This window comes from Kribbella sp. VKM Ac-2566, from assembly GCF_004366005.1.
Classification (GTDB): domain Bacteria; phylum Actinomycetota; class Actinomycetes; order Propionibacteriales; family Kribbellaceae; genus Kribbella; species Kribbella pratensis.
In genome coordinates this window covers 579,302-599,513 of record NZ_SODT01000010.1, presented here as the reverse complement: position 1 = coordinate 599,513, position 20,212 = coordinate 579,302, and the positions used below count along the sequence as shown (strand labels likewise).

Annotated in this window: 17 protein-coding genes; 7 read left to right on the top strand and 10 right to left on the bottom strand. The window is 69.4% G+C overall.

Annotated features, from left to right (window positions below; genetic code table 11):
* Nucleotides 1-220: 220 nt before the first annotated feature.
* Together EV647_RS21180 and EV647_RS21175 are read left to right on the top strand one after the other, a co-directional pair.
* On the top strand, nucleotides 221-2,608 hold the full coding sequence (locus EV647_RS21180; RefSeq protein WP_238177313.1) for a glycoside hydrolase family 3 N-terminal domain-containing protein: 2,388 nt from the start codon (nucleotides 221-223) through the stop codon (nucleotides 2,606-2,608).
* A 4-nt stretch (nucleotides 2,609-2,612) separates the two neighbouring features.
* Entirely contained in the window at nucleotides 2,613-3,659 is a 1,047-nt protein-coding gene (locus EV647_RS21175) for a LacI family DNA-binding transcriptional regulator (RefSeq protein WP_134005454.1), read from the top strand.
* Here EV647_RS21175 and EV647_RS21170 read toward each other — a convergent pair whose 3' ends face one another.
* Genes EV647_RS21170 through EV647_RS21160 form a run of 3 tightly spaced genes read right to left on the bottom strand, consistent with a single transcriptional unit; the run spans nucleotide 3,660 to nucleotide 6,293 of the window.
* Nucleotides 3,660-4,316: a hypothetical protein gene (locus EV647_RS21170; protein ID WP_134005452.1), complete on the bottom strand. Its 657-nt coding sequence runs from the start codon at nucleotides 4,314-4,316 to the stop codon at nucleotides 3,660-3,662.
* Nucleotides 4,313-5,128 (bottom strand): ATP-binding cassette domain-containing protein, encoded by an 816-nt coding sequence (locus EV647_RS21165; protein WP_134005450.1) that lies wholly within the window; start codon nucleotides 5,126-5,128, stop codon nucleotides 4,313-4,315. Before EV647_RS21165 ends, EV647_RS21170 begins: the two co-directional genes overlap by 4 nt.
* Complete coding sequence (locus EV647_RS21160) at nucleotides 5,067-6,293, bottom strand: MFS transporter (RefSeq protein WP_166680089.1); 1,227 nt, start codon at nucleotides 6,291-6,293, stop codon at nucleotides 5,067-5,069. Before EV647_RS21160 ends, EV647_RS21165 begins: the two co-directional genes overlap by 62 nt.
* Before the next feature lie 59 nt (nucleotides 6,294-6,352).
* Between EV647_RS21160 and EV647_RS21155 the strand changes: the two genes are divergently transcribed.
* Nucleotides 6,353-7,321 (top strand): helix-turn-helix transcriptional regulator, encoded by a 969-nt coding sequence (locus EV647_RS21155; RefSeq protein ID WP_134005446.1) that lies wholly within the window; start codon nucleotides 6,353-6,355, stop codon nucleotides 7,319-7,321.
* Between the two features lie 21 nt (nucleotides 7,322-7,342).
* On the opposite strand, the gene EV647_RS21150 is transcribed toward EV647_RS21155, so the two are convergent.
* Nucleotides 7,343-9,742 carry a beta-glucosidase gene (locus EV647_RS21150; RefSeq protein ID WP_134005444.1) on the bottom strand — a complete coding sequence of 800 codons (2,400 nt, stop codon included), beginning with the start codon at nucleotides 9,740-9,742 and terminating at the stop codon, nucleotides 7,343-7,345.
* Nucleotides 9,743-9,788: 46 nt separating this feature from the next.
* Here EV647_RS21150 and EV647_RS21145 point away from each other — a divergent pair, with 46 nt between their 5' ends.
* The 4 genes from EV647_RS21145 to EV647_RS21130 all read left to right on the top strand — a co-directional run bounded on the left by EV647_RS21145 (nucleotide 9,789) and on the right by EV647_RS21130 (nucleotide 12,244).
* Entirely contained in the window at nucleotides 9,789-10,373 is a 585-nt protein-coding gene (locus EV647_RS21145) for a TetR/AcrR family transcriptional regulator (protein WP_134005442.1), read from the top strand.
* A 3-nt stretch (nucleotides 10,374-10,376) separates the two neighbouring features.
* Complete coding sequence (locus tag EV647_RS21140) at nucleotides 10,377-11,183, top strand: CPBP family intramembrane glutamic endopeptidase (protein WP_134005440.1); 807 nt, start codon at nucleotides 10,377-10,379, stop codon at nucleotides 11,181-11,183.
* Between the two features lie 84 nt (nucleotides 11,184-11,267).
* Nucleotides 11,268-11,633, top strand: a complete 366-nt coding sequence (locus EV647_RS21135) for a hypothetical protein (protein WP_134005438.1) — start codon at nucleotides 11,268-11,270, stop codon at nucleotides 11,631-11,633.
* 56 nt (nucleotides 11,634-11,689) lie between these two features.
* Entirely contained in the window at nucleotides 11,690-12,244 is a 555-nt protein-coding gene (locus EV647_RS21130) for a GNAT family N-acetyltransferase (RefSeq protein ID WP_134005436.1), read from the top strand.
* A gap of 27 nt (nucleotides 12,245-12,271) precedes the next feature.
* On the opposite strand, the gene EV647_RS21125 is transcribed toward EV647_RS21130, so the two are convergent.
* From EV647_RS21125 to EV647_RS21100, 6 genes are all read right to left on the bottom strand, one after another.
* The gene (locus EV647_RS21125) at nucleotides 12,272-13,003 is read right to left on the bottom strand and encodes an amidohydrolase family protein (protein ID WP_134005434.1); all 732 of its coding nucleotides are present in this window, start codon (nucleotides 13,001-13,003) and stop codon (nucleotides 12,272-12,274) included.
* On the bottom strand, nucleotides 12,997-13,725 hold the full coding sequence (locus EV647_RS21120) for a hypothetical protein (RefSeq protein ID WP_134005432.1): 729 nt from the start codon (nucleotides 13,723-13,725) through the stop codon (nucleotides 12,997-12,999). The genes EV647_RS21125 and EV647_RS21120 overlap by 7 nt, the downstream gene beginning before the upstream one ends.
* Complete coding sequence (locus tag EV647_RS21115; RefSeq protein ID WP_134005430.1) at nucleotides 13,722-14,954, bottom strand: DegT/DnrJ/EryC1/StrS aminotransferase family protein; 1,233 nt, start codon at nucleotides 14,952-14,954, stop codon at nucleotides 13,722-13,724. The genes EV647_RS21120 and EV647_RS21115 overlap by 4 nt, the downstream gene beginning before the upstream one ends.
* Nucleotides 14,955-14,970: 16 nt before the next feature.
* The gene (locus tag EV647_RS21110) at nucleotides 14,971-16,929 is read right to left on the bottom strand and encodes a hypothetical protein (protein WP_134005428.1); all 1,959 of its coding nucleotides are present in this window, start codon (nucleotides 16,927-16,929) and stop codon (nucleotides 14,971-14,973) included.
* A complete protein-coding gene (locus tag EV647_RS21105; RefSeq protein WP_134005426.1) occupies nucleotides 16,926-18,833 on the bottom strand; it encodes a PQQ-binding-like beta-propeller repeat protein in 1,908 nt (635 codons plus the stop codon). Before EV647_RS21105 ends, EV647_RS21110 begins: the two co-directional genes overlap by 4 nt.
* Nucleotides 18,834-18,978: 145 nt before the next feature.
* Nucleotides 18,979-20,193: a helix-turn-helix domain-containing protein gene (locus EV647_RS21100; RefSeq protein ID WP_134005424.1), complete on the bottom strand. Its 1,215-nt coding sequence runs from the start codon at nucleotides 20,191-20,193 to the stop codon at nucleotides 18,979-18,981.
* Between the last annotated feature and the right edge of the window lie 19 nt (nucleotides 20,194-20,212).

The window sequence follows — 20,212 nt, the reverse complement described above, 5'->3', positions numbered from 1 at the left end:
AAGCACCTGCCGATATGACTTGTTTTCGAAACATAGATTTCGGAGATACTGCTGTCAAGACTTGAACTAAGCAGACTTTGGGGTCACAGTGAGGTCACGTAATCGCCTGTTAGCACAGGGGATTCATCGATCTACGGCGGATCGGCCGGGTCGACCGGAGAGCTTCGAAAAGTTTTCGATAATTGCTCACCGAATGGAACGTTCATCAAGGGAGATTTTCTTGTCCATCTCGACTGACCGGCCCTGGCGCGACCCGGCGCTGCCCGCCGCCGAGCGGGCCGGGCTGCTGCTGGCGGCGATGACGCTGGAGGAGAAGATCGCGCAGCTCGGCAGTCGCTGGGCCGGCAACGACATGGCCGACCACGAACTTGCCGAGCGGTCACCGGACGAGACGATCAACGTCGCACCGATGGAGGACGTGTTCTCGGTCGGCGGTTCGCTGTCCCTGGAGGAGTCGAGTCGCGACGGGCTCGGCCATCTCACCCGGGTCTGGGGCAGTTACCCACAGACGGTCGAGGAGGGTGTCGCCGAGGTTGTCCGGCAGCACGAGGTGGTGCTGAACGAGTCGCGGCTCGGTGTGCCGGCGCTGGTCCACGAGGAGTGCCTCACCGGATTCACGACGTACGGCGCGACTGTCTATCCGGCCTCGATCGCGTGGGGTGCGACGTTCGACCCGTCGCTGGTCGAGCGGATGGCGGCGGCGATCGGGCGCGACATGGCGGCGGTCGGTGTGCACCAGGGACTGTCGCCGGTGCTCGACGTCGTGCGTGACTATCGCTGGGGCCGCGTCGAGGAGACGATGGGCGAGGACCCTTATCTGGTAGGGATCCTGGGGTCGGCGTACGTGCGTGGTCTGCAGAGCGCGGGCGTCATCGCGACGCTGAAACACTTCGCCGGGTACTCCGCGTCGCGCGCCGGGCGGAACCACGGCCCGGTGTCGATGGGGCGTCGCGAGTTGCTCGACATCATCCTGCCGACGTTCGAGACCGCGATCGCGACGGCCGGTGCCGGGTCGGTGATGAGCTCGTACGCCGACCTCGACGGGCTGCCCGCCAGCGCGGATCCGTGGCTGTTCACCGACGTACTGCGGGAGGACTGGGGATTCGAGGGGACGGTCGTCTCCGACTACTGGGCGGTGCCGTTCCTGGCGTCGATGCACCGGGTGGCAGCGGACAACGCGGACGCGGGGGTCCTCGCGTTGACCGCAGGGACCGATGTCGAGCTGCCGGACACGATCGGGTACCTGAGCCTGCTGGACAAGGTGAAGGCGGGGGAGGTGTCCGAGGATCTGATCGACCGCGCGGCGCGGCGAGTGCTGCTGCAGAAGGCCGAGCTCGGTCTGCTGGACGAGGACTGGACTCCGCAGCGCTCCGTGCAGTCCGGCGTCGATCTGGATTCGGCGGAGAATCGGGCGATCGCATCGGAGCTGGCCGAGAAGTCGGTCGTGTTGCTGGACGCCGGCTCGGTGCTGCCGCTTTCTGGTGTCGCGAAGGTCGCCGTTGTCGGGCCGTGTGCTGATGATCCGCGGACGTTGATGGGCTGTTACGCGTTCCCGAATCACGTGCTTCCGCGGTATCCCGAGCTTGGGCCGGGGATCTCGATCGTCGCTCCGTTCGAGGCCTTGCGCAACGAGTTGGCCGGCGTCGACGTGTCGTACGCCAAGGGTTGTGAGGTGACCGGCGACGATCGCTCCGGGTTCGCCGCGGCTGTCGCCGCAGCCGAGGACTCAGAGGTCTGTGTCGCCTTCGTGGGCGACCTGTCCGGGCTGTTCGGGCATGGGACGTCGGGCGAAGGCTGCGATGCGGAGGATCTGCGGCTGCCTGGGGTGCAGGGCGAGCTGCTGGAAGCGTTGCTCGACACGGGCAAGCCCGTCGTCGTGGTGGTGGTGTCAGGGCGGCCTTATGCGCTGGGACTGTTCGCGGATCGGGTTGCCGGGCTGGTGCAGGCGTTCATCCCGGGACAGGAAGGTGCGGCGGCGATTGCCGGCGTACTGAGTGGGCGGATCGTGCCGAGCGGGAAGCTGCCGGTGCAGATCCCGCGGCATGTCGGTGGGCAGCCCGGTACGTACCTGCAGCCGGCGCTCGGGAGTGTCGAGAGCGAGGGCATCAGCGGGCTCGAGACCCGGCCGCTGTACCCGTTCGGGTACGGGGCGTCGTACACGGACTTCACGATCGCCGATCTCCGGTTGAGCGTGCCGGAGATCGGCACCGACGGCGAGTTCACGGCCACCGTACGGGTGGCGAACACCGGTGACCGGGGTGGCGACGAGGTCGTGCAGCTCTACCTGCGCGACGTCGTCGCCCGGGTCGCGCGGCCGTTGAAGCTGCTGACCGGGTTCGCGCGGGTGTCGCTCGAGCCGGGTCAGACGGTCGACGTCACGTTCCGGGTGCACGCGGATCGCACGGCGTACACGGGACCCGATCTGCGCCGGATCGTCGAGCCCGGCGACGTCGAAGTGATGGTGGGCACGTCGTCACTGGACCTGCCGTGTCGTGCGATGCTGCGGGTCACCGGGGATGTGAGGGTGGTCGGACACGACCGGGTCCTGACGACTCCGGTCACAATCAGCAAGGCTGTGTTGACTAGCGAGGAGGGTGGAGGAGGGTGATGAGATGTCGCCGTTGAAGGGTCGCGTCACCCTGGCCACGGTGGCCGGATCGGCCGGGGTCTCGGTCGCCACGGTCTCCAAGGTGCTGAACGGGCGCAGCGACGTCTCGCCGTCGACCCGCGCGCGGGTGCAGGACGTCCTCGAGAAGCACGGGTACGTCGGGCGCCGACCGGAGCCGGTCCAGCACGAGACGGTCGAACTCTTCTACCAAGGCGTTCTGAACAGCTACTCGGTCGAGGTGATCCAGGGCGTACTCGACGCGGGCGCGGCGGCCGGGGTCGAGGTCGTACTCAGCTCCCGGCCGCCGCACCCGAGCCGGCACTCGGCGGGTCGGGCGGCCCCCTGGGTACGGGACCTGATCGCGTCCGGCCGCCGGGCCGCGGTCGGGATCACCAGCGAGTTGTCCGACGCCGACCTGGCCGCGTTGTCCCGGGCGCGGCTGCCGTTGGTGATCATCGACCCGGCCGACGTACCGCAGCCCGACATCACGAGCGTCGGGTCGACGAACTTCGCGGGCGGGATGTCCGCGACGCAGCACCTGCTCGACCTCGGGCACCGGCGGATCGGGTACATCGGCGGGCCGCCGACGTCGGCCTGCAACCAGGCCCGGATGAGCGGGTTCCGCAGCGCGATGGACGCCGTCGGCGCCGAGGTGCCGAAGGACTACATCTGGCTGAGCAACTTCCTGTACGACGACGGTCTGGCCGGCGGATCGATGATGCTCGACCTGCCCGACCGGCCGACGGCGATCTTCGCCGGCTGCGACGAGATCGCGGTCGGCGTGATGGAGGCGGCGCGCGCCCGCGGTCTGCGGATCCCGGACGACCTGAGCGTGGTCGGCTTCGACGACACCCAGGTGGCACGGCATGCGTCTCCGCAGTTGACGACGGTGAAGCAGCCACTGCGCGAGATCGGCGCCGTCGCCGTACGCACCGCGCTCCAGTTGGCAGCGGGGGAGCCCGTCGCCTCACACCACGTCGAGCTGGCGACAACCCTCATCGTCCGTGGCTCAGCCGCCCCGCACGGCCTGTCCTCGGTCGCCGCTTCCTGATCATTCCTTGCGATCGGCGAGGAGTTTCGTCGCGAGGACGGCGGCCGCGAGCAGGATCGCGGAGAGCGCGGCCAGCAGGGTGAGTGGTACGGCGTTCGCGGCGGCTGACTTCTCGTCGGACAGCACGGTCATGATCGGACGGATCGGGGAGATCCAGCGGAGGAGCAGTACGGCGAGGATCGCGGCGGCCGCGGTGAGCATCGCGACCCCGATCCGCGGGATCACGAGACGCGAGCAGAGCAGGCCGATGGCGATCCCGACCATCGCCGCGCCGAGTTGGGCGGCCGCTCCGACGGCGAGGTCGGCGGCGGTGACGGCGTGCTTGCCGGTGACGATCGGATAGACGAGACCGATCACCAGGAGCGGTACGCACCAGGTGATCACAACGGCGACCGTCATGGTCAGGACGCGCAGCGAGCTGCCGATCATCACCAGCGTGATCTTCCGCTGGGTCGGATCCTCGTGGTTGACGATGCTGACGGTGAGCCACGTCGTACAGACAAGCATCGCCAGCACACAGAACGAGTACGACGACTGCAGCGGGCCGTTGTCGGACGTCGTACCGACGGCCATCGCGGCGAGGAAGATCAGCGTCGGCGGGAGGTACCGCTGCGAGAGGAGAACACTGGTCAGCAGGTAACGGTAGAGCGCGCTCACTCGGACTTCACCCGCCGTACGCTGACGACCGACCAGCCGTGGTTCAGGGCGGTCAGCAGGGCGGCGTCGTGACGGCCGGTCGGCAGCAGCACGGTCACCCCGGCGCCGGTACGCCGAACCTCGAGGACGTCGGGGTGATGGTTCCAGTCGATGTCTGCGGCGGGGATCAGGTGGAGCTCGGTGAGAGCGGTTTGCCGGCGCAGCGAAGTCAGTTTGCCGTGATCGAGTTCGCAGACGCGGGTTGCGGTCGAGCGGACGACTTCGGCGGAGTGTTCGGTGAAGGCGACTGCGGCGCCTTGCTCCGCGGTCTCGGTGAGGAGTTCGCGCAGGGTCGAGTGAGCGGTCGCGTCCAGGCCGGCCCAGGGCTCGTCGAGTACGAGCAACTGTGGCGGATCGAGCAGAGCCTGCGCGAGGGCGACCTTCTGCGCGTTGCCTTTCGACAGTTTGCGCATCGGGGTGTCCGCGCCGCCGGAGAGTGCGAGGCGGTCGAGCAACTCGAGAGAGCGGTCTCTCGCCGTTCGCGTACTGAGTCCACGGATCCGCCCCATGTGCCGCAGGTACGCCGAGGCCGACAGGCGATCGTGCGACGTGAACACATCGGGCACGTAGCTGACGACGTCGGCGTTGCGCTGCACCGTTCCCGCGGACGGTCGCGACAGACCGACCATCAGCCGCAACACGGTGGACTTGCCGGAACCGTTCGCGCCGACCAGAGCGAGCAGTTCACCGGCGTTCAGTTGCAGGTCGACGTCAGCCAGGATCTCCCGGCGCCCGTACCGCTTGGACACCTTCCGCAACCGAACCACTTCCATGCGGCGAGCCTATCCGGGCAAGCGGTCGAGTCAGGGCGATCGAGACCATCAGGGATGCGGCTGCGAACACGGTGATCGCCGGGGCGGCCGCAGTCAGGTCGGCCAGCGCACCGGCCAGGATCGCGACCACACCGAAGGTCGTCATCCGCAGCGCGGACTCCAGCCCGAGCACCTGTCCTCGCAACTCCTCCGGCGTGAGGTCGACGAGGATCTCCTGCTGAGCGAGCGACGCGGCGTAACCGCTGCTCCCGACCGCGACCAGGACACAGAGCACCGCGAGCGGGAGACCGAACGCGAAACCCAGAAACGGTACGGCGAGCAGGAACCGCAACCAGCGGGCCGCGGTGCGGCGACCATGCCGGCTCAGGTAGCGGCCGACGACGAGGTCCCCGGTCATCATCCCGGCGGCGCCTGCGGCAAGCAGCCAGCCCGCGCGCGAACCGGCGTACGGGACGAAGAGAGCTTCGCAGCCGACGATCAGGCCGTTCGGGAGCGTGAGCGCCAGGAGCAGCGGGCGGGTGCGGGCCTGTGACAGGAGGACGCGGTTGCCGCGCCACGTCTCGGCGAGGCCGGTACGCGCGACCCGGCGCGGGGCCCGGTCGCGCAGGCCGAAGCGGATGACCGGTACTGCGAGGGCGGCACAGGCTGTCGCGATCCAGAGCACGGTCGACGGGGCGACCGCCTGCAGGAGGACGCCTGCGATGCCGAAGCCGGCGATCTGCATCGCGCCGACCGACAGGTTCATCGCGGACCGGCCGAGGACGAACTGGTCCGAGTGCACGACCTCGCCGAGCAGACCCCAGCGGACGCCGGCCCCGATCGAGAGCCCGTACGCGACCGCGAGCGACAGCACGAGCCGCAGACCGGCGGAGAGCCCGAACGCCGCTTGGACGCCGACCGCAACGGTCGAGAGAACCGAGAGCAGCGTGAGCACCTGGCGGGGACGCGCCGTGTCCGCGGCGGACATCAGCGTGGAAACGCCGAGAACCTGCGCGAGCGACGGTCCGAACATGATGGCCGCGGCGAGTAACGCGGACCCGGTGGCGGCATCGACCAGGATCGCGAGCGTCAGGCTCGTCATCGTCGAGGACGCGTTGCCCAGCGCGCTGCCGATCCACAGGTTCCGGAACTCCCGGTTGGCGAAGATCGCCCGGTACGTGCTCATGTTCGGCAGCATCGACCGCCGTGCTCGCGTCGCCTACAGTTTCGGGTGGAGGCGAAACGTTGTCCGAGTTCCTGGTCGATGCCGACACCCTCGTGAACGCGCGGTTCGGTACGTCGCAGCTCACCGAGACCGTGTCGGCGCTGAAGCTGCTGCGCATGCCGGTGGAGCCGTGGTTCCGGCCGTGGAAGGACACGCACAGCGCCGCGTTCGAGGCTGCGGTGGCGGCGAACCCGATCTGGTCGGCGTTGCTGCAGAGCGCCTTCGGGCGTAGCTGGGTCGCTGACTTCCTGACCGTGCCTCCGCTCGAACCGGATCTCACGCTGGACGCGGAACTCGAGTACCTGACCTCGCTCGACGACGACCACATCCGCGCGGACCTCAGCGTCGTACGGACCCCTTTGCCGCCGATCGTGCTCTCGTCGTCCGGGCTGGCCGCGGAGGCGGCGGAGTTGCTGCGGTGGGTGTGGCGGACGACGGTCGAGCCGGAGTGGCCGCGGCGGTTGCGGGTGCTGCAGGCCGACATCGTGTCGCGGACGTCGCGCCTCAGCGAGCAGGGGTGGTCCGGCGTACTGCGAGGTCTCGGACCCGATGTGCGGTGGCTCGGTGACGGACGGATCCAGGTGAACCGCTGGGACTATCCGACGACCGACGTGCGCGGGCGCGACCTGATGTTCATCGCGGCGCACACCCAACGCGTCAACGTCAGTTGGCGGCTCCCGGATCGATTCGCACTGACATACCCCGTGACCGGGATCTTCGCGACCACCGAAACGCCGGCCGAACCGCTGGTGCAGCTGCTCGGCCGCAACCGGGCCCGCATCCTGGTCGAGGCCGCCGAGCCGGTGAGCACGACGTTCCTCGTGGCCACGACCGGCCTGTCGCTCGCCACGATCTCGGACCACCTGCGGGTCCTGACCGACGCCGGGCTGCTCGAACGCCGCCGTTCCGGCCGATCAGTTCTGTACTGGCAGTCCGACACCGGCCGCCGGGTCGTCCGGCGACCGGCGTCGAACCGCCCCGAGCCCTGATGAGCTCGTGCAGCCGGGCAGCTAACGGACCTGGAGCTCCGTGGAGAGCGGGAGGTCCGAAACCGACGAGCCGGCTCGGATCGTGAAGACACCGGGTTCGACGGTCCAGCCATCGGCCCAGTGCTCGAAGGTGTGCTCGTGCAGGTTGACCGTGACCTCACGGGCCTGACCAGCGTCGAGGCGTACGACGGTGAACCCGGCCAGCCAGCGGACCGGGCGATCCACAGTGCTCTCGGGACGTTCGACGTACACCTGGACGACATGCTTGCCGGCGCGGTCGCCGGTGTTGCGCACGATCAGCGCGACGGACGACGGGTCGTTCGCGCGCAGGTCGGAGAGCTCCCACGTGGTGTACCCGAGACCGTGACCGAACTCGTACGCCGGCTCGGTCCCCGCCTTGAGCCAGGCGCGATAACCGATGTGGATGCCCTCGTCGTACCGCACGACGCCGTTCTCCGGCGTCACGTTGAAGACCGGGACGTCCTCCTCCTCACGCGGCCACGTGGTCGGGAGACGACCACCCGGCTCGGTACGGCCGAGGAGAACGTCGGAGAGCGCGTCCCCGTATTCCTGACCGCCGAAGTACGTCGCGAGCACCGCGGCGACGTCGTCCCGCCAGGGGAGGAGGACCGGGGATCCCGCGTTCACGACCACGACCGTTCGCGGGTTCGCGGCCGCGACCGCGCGGACCAGGTCGTCCTGCCGGCTCGGGAGCGCGAGCGAGGTGCGGTCGTAGCCCTCGGACTCGACCTTCGAGTTGGTGCCGACGACCACCAGCGCCACATCGGCGTCCCGGGCCGCGGCGACGGCTTCGTCGATCAGGGCCTGCGGGTCGTCGTTGCCCGGTTCGACACCGACCGTGATGCTGAGCGCGTTGCTCAGGCCGCCCTCGACCTTGGGCAGGTCGAGCTCGACGCGTACGTCGATCGGCGTACCGGCCTCGACCTCGAGTGGCGTCGAGATCGACGGCGGGGAGAGCAGCGCGGCACCCAGGTCGTTGCCGACCGGGACCGCGGTGTCCTCGCGGAGAAGCTTGCCGTCGGCAAAGATCCGGCCGCGGCCGACCGACGCGAAGCCGAGCTGGATTGCACCGGACTCGCTCGGTGTCCAGGTGGTGCGGAACTCGAAGACCGCCGACTCGCCGATCGGCGCGTTGCCGCCGAGATACACGAGCGCGCTGGAGAAACGGTCCTCGGCGAACAGCTCGGACCCGTCGGCGCCGAGGAACCGCACGCGGGCGCCCGGCTGACCGGACTGCGGGCTGGTCATCGTGGCCGGCGGGAGCTCGGCGACACCGTCCTGGACGACCGCGCCGATCGAGTAGGTGATCTCGGCGTTCGGGAGCGCCTTACGCAACCCGTCAAGCGGCGAGACGACCTTCTCCGGAATCACGGTCGCGCTGCCGCCGCCCTGCGTGCGGGCGTCGCGGGCGTTGTGACCGATAACGGCTACCTTCTGCGGGTCATGCCAGGGGAGCGCGCCCTCGTTGCGGAGCAGGACCGTGCCTTCCGCGGCCGCCGTACGGGCGAAGGCGATGCCGTCGACCTGCGGCGGGTCGGCCGGCTTCTCGAAGCCCTCGAGGGCGCCGACACGGGCCGCGAGCGCGAGCAGGCGACGGACCTTGCGGTCGATCGCGTCCTCCTTGATCTCACCGGACCGAACGGCCTCGACGAGCGCGTCACCCCAGGCTCCGACGGGGCCGGGCATCGCCAGGTCCTGCGAGTGCTTCGCGCTCTCCAGGCTGCGTACGGCGGTCCAGTCGCTGACGACCACACCGTCGAAGCCCCAGTCGGTGTTGAGCGGGGTCTCGAGCAGGTCGTTCTCCGACGCGGTCGCGCCGTTGATCGAGTTGTAGGCGCTCATCACCAGCCACGCCTTCGACTCGGTGACCGCTTTCTCGAAGGCCAGCAGGTACACCTCCCGCAGCGTGCGTTCGTCGACCACGACGTTCGCGGTGAAGCGGTCGGTCTCGAAGTCGTTCGCCACGTAGTGCTTCGGGGTGGCGCCGACGCCGAGCTCCTGCACGCCGGCGACGTACGCGGCGGCCAGGTCCGCGGTCAGGACCGGGTCCTCGCTGAACGCCTCGAAGTGCCGGCCACCGAGCGGCGAACGGTGCAGGTTGATCGTCGGGCCGAGCACCACGTCGACGTTCTTCCGGCGCGCCTCGAGCGCCGACACCACGCCGTACCGATGGGCGATGCCGACGTCCCAGGACGACGAGAGAGCGGTCGCCGACGGGAGATTCAGCGACGGGTCGCGCTCGTCCCAGACCGCGCCGCGGACGCCGCTCGGTCCGTCGGACAGCACCATCGAACGCAGCCCGATCGCGGGCAGCGGGTGGGTGGACCAGAAGTCCTGGCCGGTCAGGATCCGGACCTTCTCCTCGAGGGAGAGCCGGCCGAGCAGGTCGTCGAAGTTCATGGCGACGACTGTACGTCTGAAAACCAAGTGATGCTAGGTTTTGAATATGGCCAATTCACGGGGTCCGTACGCGAAAGGCGTCGCCAAGCGCGCCGAGATCCTGCGGGCCGCGCTGGAGGTGATCGCACGGCACGGGTACCGGAAGACGTCGACGCGTGAACTGGCCGCGGCGGCCGGACTCAGCGAGGCCGGGATGCTGCACTACTTCGGCTCGAAGGAGCAGCTGTTCGAGGCGGTGCTGCGGGCCCGTGACGAGGCCGACCTGGCACGGTTCGAGACCGGTGACCCCATCGACAACCTGACCGCGATCGTCCGCCACAACGGATCGGTGCCGGGCCTTGTGCAGTTGTACTCCACGTTCTCCGCCGAGGCCGGCGACCCGGAACACGGTTCTCACCAGTACTTCGTGGAGCGGTACGCCGGGATTCGCGCGGCCCTCGCCGACGCGGTCCGCGCCCGTCAGGCCGACGGGACCCTCAACGCGTCGGCCGACCCGGAAACGATCGCGACCCTGCTGATCGCGCTGTCCGACGGTCTCCAGGTGCAGTCGCAGTACGAGCTGCAGGCCGACACCGCCGAGCTCTTCAGCCACCTGCTCGACCTGCTGGGTGGTCCCACGCGGGATAGTTGAGCCATGACGAGCCCCGCCGACAACCCGCCCCCACCGGTAGCAGAGGCTGTGGATTCCGGCGTCAGTCGGTCGGTGCTCTCGCGGGAGGTCTGGCTGGTGCTGGCGTTGTCGCTGGGGGCGTCCGGGGTGGCGGCGATCATCTCGTTCACCGGCGTGCTCACCTCGGCGAAACCGATCAGCGGGCAGACCGCTGTGATCGTCGGATCGCGCGCGCCGGGCCGCCCGTGGCTGGACCTGGCGTGGCAGATCTTCGCGGTGGTCACCGCGTTGGTGCCGGTCGCGCTGGTCGGTCACCTGCTCGCGCGGGGCAGAGAGTCGTTCCGGACGATCGGGTTCGACCTGCAGGACAGGATGCGCGACCTCGGACGCGGTACGGCGATCGCGGCCGCCGTCGGGGGAGCGGGCCTGCTGTTCTACATCGGTGCACACGCGACCGGCGTGAACCTGACGGTGGACCCGTCGCAGCTGCCCGACCACTGGTGGCGGATCCCGATCCTGATCGCGGTCTCCGTGCAGAACGCCGTACTCGAGGAAGTCATCGTGCTCGGGTACCTGAACCACCGGCTCGACCAACTCGGCTGGTCGGTACGCCGGGCCACCGTGACGAGCTCGTTGCTGCGCGGTTCGTACCACCTCTACCAGGGGCTCGGCGGGTTCGCGGGAAACGTGGTCATGGGCGTGATCTTCACCTACCTGTACCGGCGGTGGGGCCGGATCATGCCGCTCGTCGTCGCGCACACCCTGATCGACACGGCCGCCCTGATCGGGGCGACGTACCTGCTCGGCAAAGTCTCCTGGTTGCCCAGCTGAGCACCAGTTGACCACCAGTTGAGCATTGGTCAACTGTCAAGACTGACACGTAACCGATCATGGCCTGAACGGGTTGTTGGTGTCGTGACAGTCAACGGGGAAATCACCAGTCCGCCGGAGATCGATGCCGGCCTGGCCGCCGCGGCGCTGGCCGTGTTCGCGCACCGGCACGAGGTCGTCCATCTGCTGTACGCCGCCACGGACGAGCCGGACGCGCTCGCCCGGATCGGCGGCCTGCTGAAGGTCGACGAGGCGGCCATCGCACGGGTTCTGGACCAGCCGCTGCGCTGGATGCTTCCGCAGTTCCGCGCCGAACTGGAGACGATCGCGGCGGCGCCGGGCTCGCCCGGCGCCGCAACCGCGAGCGCCGCCACCAGGTCCGCCGCCAAGTCGTCCGGCGGGGCTCCGGCGGGCGGTCCCTCGGATCTGCAGCCGGCGGCGACCAACTGAGCCCGCGGCACCGGTAACACCGGCAGGACGGACCGCTCCATCGGTAGGTTGGAGCGGTGCACACGCATGGGCGGGACATCCTGGAGATCGCGGACGAACTGGCCACGGCGTACGTCGAGGTGTTCACGGCGCCGCCGTTCGAGCACCGCGATCCCGAGGAGACCCGGATCGCGTTCCGGAAGCGGCTCGAGACCGATGCGGAGCGGGACGGGTTCCAGGCGTGGATCGAGCGGTCGGAGGACGGCCGGATCGCCGGGTTCCTGACCGGATGGACGACGCCGGCGCCGTTCCGGACCGACCGGTCGTACGGGAGCGTCCTCGACCGGATCGGCCGCGAGCAGGTCGAGGAGCTGCTGATCGGCGCGTACGAGGTGGACGAGCTCGGCGTACTGCAGCACGCCCGCGGTACCGGCCTGGCCCGGCGTCTCCTCGAGACCGCCACGCGCCACCACAACCGCGCTTGGCTCCTCGCCTGGAACCAGAACCACGACGCCGTCGCGTTCTACCGGCACCTCGGCTGGCAGGAGCCCGAGGTCCGCGGGCCTGAAACCGACATCCTGGTGTTCGTGGCCGGCGCCCCCGATCTCCGGAAAGAATCCGTCACCAGCTGACGAATTCTCACCGGAAACCCGCGGTCGTCAGAGCCCGAACAGGGCGATGGCGTTGCGGTGGGTGACGGCCTCGTGCTCGTCGGGGGTGAGGTCGGCGGCCTCGAGAGCGCCGAGCGCGACCGACGGATCGATGAGCGTGGCGTCGGTGCCGAACATCATCCGGCCGGGGTCGATCCGGTCCAGGATCCAGCGGATCCGGTTGGCCTCGGGCGCGGACCAGCACGGCTCGAACCAGACCCGGTCGCAGCGGTCCGCCGCTTCGGGGACCCGGGGCCAGCCGTTCGCGCCCATGTGACCGGCGAGCACCCGCGCCCCCGGGACCCGGGCAGCGACGTCGGCGAGATCGACGACGGTGTCGCCCCAGGTGTGGACGAGGGTGGGCAGCCCGTACTCGGTGGTGAGCTCGATCGCGGCCTGCATCGCGGGCGACGTCATCGGCGTCCGGCTGTACTCGGTGTGGATCTTGGCACCGACCCACCGCGTCCGCCCGTCGCCGGCAAGGAGCTCGTCGAGGTCGGTCCGGGCCTCGTCGAGACGGCGCGGGTCCACGACGATCATCCCGCGCAGCCGCGGATCGGCCGGGAGTTGCTCGGCGAGGGAGCGGTTGCCGAGCGGAGCGTCGTACACGATGGCCTCGATCGCCGAGACCAGTTGGAGGTCGATGCCGAACCGGTTGAGGCCGTCGATGTTGGTGTCGATACTCGCGACGTCCATCGAGAAGAACCACGGTCCCCAGTGCGCGTGTACGTCGATCAGCATGCGGGCTCCAGCAGAGTCGTGAGACTGCGGCTTCCGGCCTGGGCGATCTCGTCCGGGCTGAGCTTGGACGAGAGCAGCCGGCGGATCACCGAGCGGGTCTCGTGGAACGGCGTCCGGCACCCGAGCACCAGGCGCTCGGCGCCGACCTCCGCGGCCACGATCTCCAGCGAGTCCGGTCCGGTGAGCATCCGGGTGGAGGTGTGGAACCCGGGCTCGGACCGGGCCAGCAGGACGAAGTCGCCGAGATAGTAGAAGTGCGTGTCGAGGAACACCACGCGCGCGCCGAGCCCGCGCAGCGCCGGGCCCACCTTGCGGACGTCGCCCTCGGTGAAGATCGTCAGCCCGGCGTCGACGAGCAGCTGCGCGACGTGCCCGAAGGCCGGGTACGTCGGCTCGACGCTCTGCGCGGTCGGCGCCAGCCGGATCGCCCGCGGCGGCGTGTCACTGGCCAGCTGACGCTCCAGTTCCTTCTCCGCGCCGAGCGGATCACGCAGGTCGAGCACCGGGCACGTCGACCAGCCGTTGCCATCAGCAACCTGCCGCGCCTCGTCGTTCCCGGACGGTACGTCGAAGTGCACCGCCCGCAGCCCGGACACCACGCCGCCGGAGATACCGCTCTCCGCGAACACCTTCGCGACGTTCTCGGGCCGCCCCCAGCGCCCCGTCGTCACGTCGTGCCCGACCAGAACGTCGCAGTCGAGCAGCAGGGGATTCTCGGTCATGATGCCTTCCGGGACAGGGCTTGGTGGACCTTGCGGATTGCGGTGACGATGTCGTCGACGTCGGATTCGCTGTAGTTCTCGTTCCAGCCGAGGACGAGCAGTTTGCGGTCGATGAGTTCCTCGGCGTTCGGGCACAGGCCGGCCGGGTACGAGACGTCCTGCAGCGGGAATCCGGACCGGCCGTACGTGATCCGCTCGCGGACGGCAGGTGCGGCGTACAGCGGGCTGGTCAGGTACCCGCCGTTCGCCGGCACACCCTCGGCGGTCAGCGCCGCGGCCCATTCGCGCATGTCGCCGGCCGCCTCGGAGATGATCAGCGGGTACTGCCAGTACACGTGGTCCTGCCCGTCGGGCGGGGCGGTGACGCCGACCAGATCCGCGATCCCGGCCGTCGCCCGCAATGCCGCCGTACGACGGTCCTGGACGACGCCACGTAGACGGTTCAGTTGGGCGCGAGTGACCGAGGCGACGAGTTCGGTCATGCGGTAGTTCAGCGCGAGGAACAGGTAGGTCCGCTCGTCGGTGTCGCGTGGCCAGCCCTTGTCGGCGAACAACCGCATCCGGCGGGCGTGCTGCGCGTCGTCGGTCACCGTCAGACCGCCGTCGCCGGCGCTGATGTGCTTGGTCTGCTGGAGACTGAAGCATCCGATGTGCCCGATCCGGCCGACGAACGTGTCGCCGACCGGCGCGAGATACGCCTGCGCGCAGTCCTCGATCAGCAGGATCCCGTGCTGGTCGCAGAGCTCACGCAGCTCCCGGACGGCGGCCGGCTTTCCGAACAGGTGCACGACGATCACGGCCTTCGTGCGCGGCGTGATCGCGGCGGCCACGGTCTCGGGCGTCAGGTTTCCCGTGATCGGGTCGACGTCCGCGAACACCGGAACGGCGTTCTGCATCATGATCGGAAACACGGTGCCCATGTCACTGATCGGCGTGGTGATGATCTCGTCGCCGGGATCGGGGTTCACGGCGGCGACCGCCAGGTGCAGCGCCGCCGTTCCCGAACTGCAGGCGACGGCGTGGCCGGCGCCGAGCAGGGACGCGAACTCGAGCTCGAGCGCGGGAACCTCCGTTCCCCAGGTCGCCGAGAGCATGCCGCTGCGCAGCACCCGCTCGACCGCCTTGATCTCGTCGTCGCCGAAGCGCCGGCCGCTGGCGTTCATCACCGACGGCAGCGGGTCCGTGCGGACCGGCGTACCGCCGTCACGGGCAAGCTGACTGTTCTCCATCAGACGATTCCTTTGCTTACGGCAACGGCAACTGGACGAGATCGCGGTCGGCGAGACCCCAGACCGAGTGCTCGGCCGTCTGCTGCACACTGCGGACCGGGGTCAGCTGCGGCACGGTGTACCACCCGTCGCCGAGCTTGTTCACGAGCAGTTTCGCCGTGCTGAGGCCCGGGCCCAGCTGGTACAGGTTCCCGCCGAAGTTCGTTTCACAGTAGACGCCGGTCCGGTCAGTGTGGATCTGGCCGTACCCGGACAGCTTGTTCGCGCCGCGGACGACGGCGCGCGTGCGTAGGTCGTACGTGAACCAGCCGCCGCTGGTGCGCTTCAGAACGCCGTACAGGATGCCGTCGTGAACAGCGACGCTCTGGATCGAGCGTTCTCCGGCGAGTGGCTCGGCGGCCCAGAGCAGTTCGCGGCGACCCACATCGAATGCCGCGATCGCCGCCGAGGTGCGCGTCGGCGGGATGCCACCGCCGCCGACCACATCCCCGCCGAGGTACGCGATACCGTCGACGATCGAGACCGACAGGACGCTCTGGTCCGGGAGTACGCCGTAGTGCACGTCGAGTTCACCGGTGCGTACGTCGAGCAAGGTCAGGGCGCCGGTCAGCTTCCCGGTGCCCGGTGCGGAGGCGATCGCGAGCAGCTTCGACTTCGGGTCGTACGCGGCCTGCCACGGCCGGATCTGCTCGTGACCGATCGTGCCGAAACTGTGCACCTCCTTGGTCCGCGGGTTGATCCGGACCACCTCGGTGCTCGGATACAGCGCGGAGTACAGCTCGCCCCGGACCCAGTTCAGTGTCTTGGCCTCACCGGCGACCCGGAACCGGCGCGCGACGCCGGTGTCGATCGCGTGCTCGGTGACGACCCAGTGCCCGCCGACGTACACGTGCGGGTCGCCGATCACCATCGACTGCGGCTTGTCCGGCGCGGGCGTGAACCCGGCGTCGACGAGATCGAGCAGCTCGAACTCACCCGTTCCGACATCGAGCCACCACAGCACGCCGGACCCGGTCGAGCCGAGCAGCGTGCTCGCGTCGAGCATCACGAGACGGCGATGCTCGTCCGCCGGCGCCGGCGTCGCCACCTCCGTGAGACTGGTGTCCTGCGGCCCGCACGACCACACCGTCCCCGACGTCCGAGTGGTCAGGTACGTCGTGCCGTCCGCGGCGACCGTGATCGCGTCGACGCTCGACTGGCCCTCGGGCAACGGCACACTGCGTACGTCGCTGCCGTCGAGCGCCATGCTCAGCAGCGCCTGGCTGCTGCCCACGTAGATCCGGTCGCCGGCGCCCGCGAACGGGCCGAAGTTCTGCCCGCGGGACGCCTCGGGCGTGATATCGCGGAAGACCCCGGTACTCCGGTCGTACCCGACCAACTGCGACGGCGTGTAGATCCCGGCGTACACGTAGTTGCCTGCGGCCCCGACGTAGCGCCCGTACTGCGCTCCGGGAACGGGGGCGCCGAGCTGAGTGGCTGTGTTCGTCGCGGGATCGATCTGCCAGACGGCGCCGTTGGGACAGCTGACCGCGAATACCTGGCCGTCGGGTGCCGTTGTCATGTCCCAGACGAAGCCGCCGGGACCGGCCAGCGCTCTTACGTGGCTCACTGATCCGTCGGCCGGGTCGAAGCAGTAGACGTCGGCAGTCGGATAGAGCCCGCAGTAAACCTTGCCCGCGGCAGCCGTGATGCCCCAGCCGCCTTCGCCGGTCGGCAGCTCGACCGTCCTGGTCACGCGGTGGGTGGTCAGGTCGACCTCGGTCAGCCTCGGCGGCACGATGCCGCGGCTGATGACGTAGGCGTGTCCGTCGTGCACCGCCATCGCGACGACGGCGGCCGTGACGACGGCAGGGCCGAACGTAGGCAGCGTGGAACCGTCGATGGGTCCGTCCTCCGCGTGAGCAGTGGCTGGGAGAGTGGTCAGGGCGCCGGTCGCCAGCGCTCCGGCGAGAGCGGTACGGCGGGAGATGATCATCGGAGCCCTCCGATGCGGACGAGATCGCGGCCCTTGATCGTGTAGAGCGCGTTCCCGTCGTACGACGTGGTGATCAGCGGGTAGCTGTAGACCTGCGCTCCCAGGCCGTCGACCACGGTGCTCACGGCCGGGGCGCCGGTGGGGTTCGGCGTGATCTTGAAGACGCGCTTGTTGTCGGTGCCGTAGAGGCCGGTGCGGGCGATCGTGAGCTGGCTCTGACCGGTGCCGAGCGTCGCGCTCGTGACGAGCTTGCCGGTCCCTGGATCGAGGACGGCGAGCCGGCCGTCGTCCGTGGTCGCGTACAGCCGGCCGCGGTAGAGGGCGAGATCGCTGTAGGTCTGCGCTCCGGACAGCGGGGCGGTCTCCCAGAGCACCTTGTTGCGGCGCTGGTCGAACGCAACGACGGTTGCCTCGGGCAAGATCGGGTCCGTGCCGAGGCTGTTGCGGGTCGCGCCGCCGAGGAACGCGACGCCGTCGGCAGTCGTCACGGAGCGGACCGACTGGTGCGGTACGACGCCGCGGTGCACCTCGCGGTCGCCGCTGACCAGGTGCTGTTCGACGAGTGTTCCGTCGTACTTGCCGTAGTCGGGTTCGGTGGAGACCAGCCACGTCTGCGAGCGGTCGTCGTACGCGGCGTCTGTCGGGCGGGTCTGCTCGTTGCCGACCTGGCCGAGTTCGTGCAGGTCGGTGCCGTCGGGGTTCATCTGCCAGAGACGGGCCAGTGTGTAGACGCCCAGATACACGCTCTTCCCGACCGGCGTCATAGTCTTCGCCTCGCCGGGCAGGAACGTGCGGGTGCTGGTGCCGGCGGCGAGATCGTGGACCTGGACGCCGGCCTTGCCGCTGACCAGGACGGACGACGGCGTGGCGGCGAGCGCCATCACCTGTTCGGGCGCGGGCGGCAGACCTGCCTGGCCGAGATCGGTGCCGGTGAAGGTCCCGCTCGCCTCGTCGAAGTCGACGACCTGGCTGGTCAGCTCGGCCCGTATGGTGCCGCTCGCCGACCCCTCGACGAAGATCCGGTTGAAGTACGCACCGTCGTACGGCGAACCGAGGCGCGTCAGCGCGTTGTCGCGGTACCGGTAGAGCGTGCCGGACGGTCGGGTACCGAGGTAGATGTCGTCGCCGCTGAGGGTGATCGCGGTGACGTACTGGTCCCCGCCGGGCGTCTGCACCTCGACCGGGTTGCTCAGGTCCGTGGTGTCGAACACGAGCATCGTGCCGGTGGGGGAGAGGCCCGCGGCGAGCCTCGTCCCGTCGAGGGCGAGAGTGGCGACGAACGTGCGGTCCGCGTACTTGGCGGGCAGTACATCGCGGCGTTCGCCGGTCGCGCGGTCGATGGCGATCAGGTGCGCCTTCGTGCCGACGCCGGCGTAGATCGTGGTGGCGTCGGCCGCGATGCTGCGGACGTACTGCTCACCGGCGATGGCGGCGCCGTACGACTTGGTCGCGCCGGTGGCCGGGTCGTATTCGTGGACCCCGCCGTCGGGATAGGTACCGACGACGATCTTGCCGTCCGGGGTCGCGGCGATCGACCAGACGAACGGGCCGAACTGCGCGACCTTGGTCGCGGCGCCGGTGATCGTGTCGACCCTGTAGACGTCGCCGGGGGTGTAGAGGCCGATGTACAGGTCGGTGCCGATATGGGTCATGGCCCACGCCCCGGCGCCGGTCGGCAGGGAGAACTTGCGGTCGACGGTCTTGCCGACCGGGTCGAACGCACCGACCTGGACGGGCGAGACGCCGGAGGTGATGGTCCAGATCCGGTCGCCGACCTGCTCGGCGACGCTGGTCGAGGTCACGGCAGACGCCGGACCGAGGCTGGTGACGGTCGGAGTTTCGGTCCCGACCGGAACAGTCGCCTCAGCTTGAGCGGCAGCGCTGTTGAGAGAAGAAGTGCTCACCAATCCTGTGCAGATGAGCAGAGCGGCAATCATTCCCCGTGCGAATCGCTTGTCCACAAGGCCTCCCGGGACAGTGCGCACCGAATTACGGTCATGGCTGAAATTAGCCGGACGCGCGTCAGTGCGTCAACCGCTGGGGAAATACTCAGAGATGAACGCGGTAGACCACGAGCGGGCGGCCGCTGCCGGTGCCGAGCTGGGTGCCGGTGGCATCCGCCAACCCGGCGCGCTCGAGGCGGTTCAGGACGCGGCGCGCGGTCCGCGGCTGGATGCCGAGGTAGTCGGCCACGGAACGGGTGGTCAGCCCGTCCTCCGGGGTGGCGCGGACGAGCTCCTGCAGCCGTTCGAGCGTCGCCTTCGAGAGGCCCGCGCGTTGCGCGAGCAACTGCAGTTTCGAGCGCTGCTGGGCCCGTGGCGGTGCGCCGCCGACCAGCACGAGATCGATGTCGTTGCGCAGCGACACGACGGCCGCCGTACGTCCGGCGGTCTTCGCCCGGCCGAGCGCGCGGCGGGCCAGCGCCTCGGTCTCGGTCCCGGACCCGCCGATGCCGAACCCGATCCGGACCGGTCCGAACTGCTCCTTCAACCGGGTCAGCATGCTGAGCTCGGTGAACGCCGCGGTCGCCTGTTCGAGCGGTCCGCGCGTCGCCACCACGAGCCAGCGCTTGTCGTCGTACCGGATGACGCTGCCGCCGAGAGAGCCGGCTTCGCGCCGCAGAGCGCTCTCTGCGTCCGGAGAAATCTCCACCAGGCCGAGCGCGATCTGCGCATCGTCACTGCGCAGAGCGTCGTGGACCAGGAGCAGACTGTTCACCGCCGAACGGACCGAGTGCACCGACGGCGCCAGCCGGAGAGTGGTCTGCTCGGTCCGGAGTTTCTCGTACGCCGACCGCAGACAGGTGATCGCGACGGTCGCGCCGGCCTCGTGGTGGAACGCGACGATCTCGTCGAGGCTCAGGCCCGGCCGGTACGGCAGCACGCGGACACCGCGCATCGGGAGCCCGACCTCGTCGAACGTCTCCCGGACGTCGCCCTCGTCGAGTACGTCGATGCTGAGTGACGTCACGTCGTGCCCCTCGCGGAGCAGCTGGACCAGGGCGCGCATCAGGGTCGCGCCCGTGTACTCGACGTGCGCGGCGGGGCGGTCCAGGAGGTCCTGCGCGGCGGCGATCTGGTACGGGACGACGCCGGTGAACAGCCACGCGTCGACGCTGCCCGGCGCGTCGGCCATCACCTTGGGGGTGTCGGTCTCCCGGCGGTACCGGAGCGGGACCACCTCGACGCCACGGAGCCCTTTGATGATCCGGCTGGTGGAGGTGACCAGGTCCGACGGTCCTACTACTCCGATCGTCGTCACCACGTGTGGGCCCCCTCCTTCA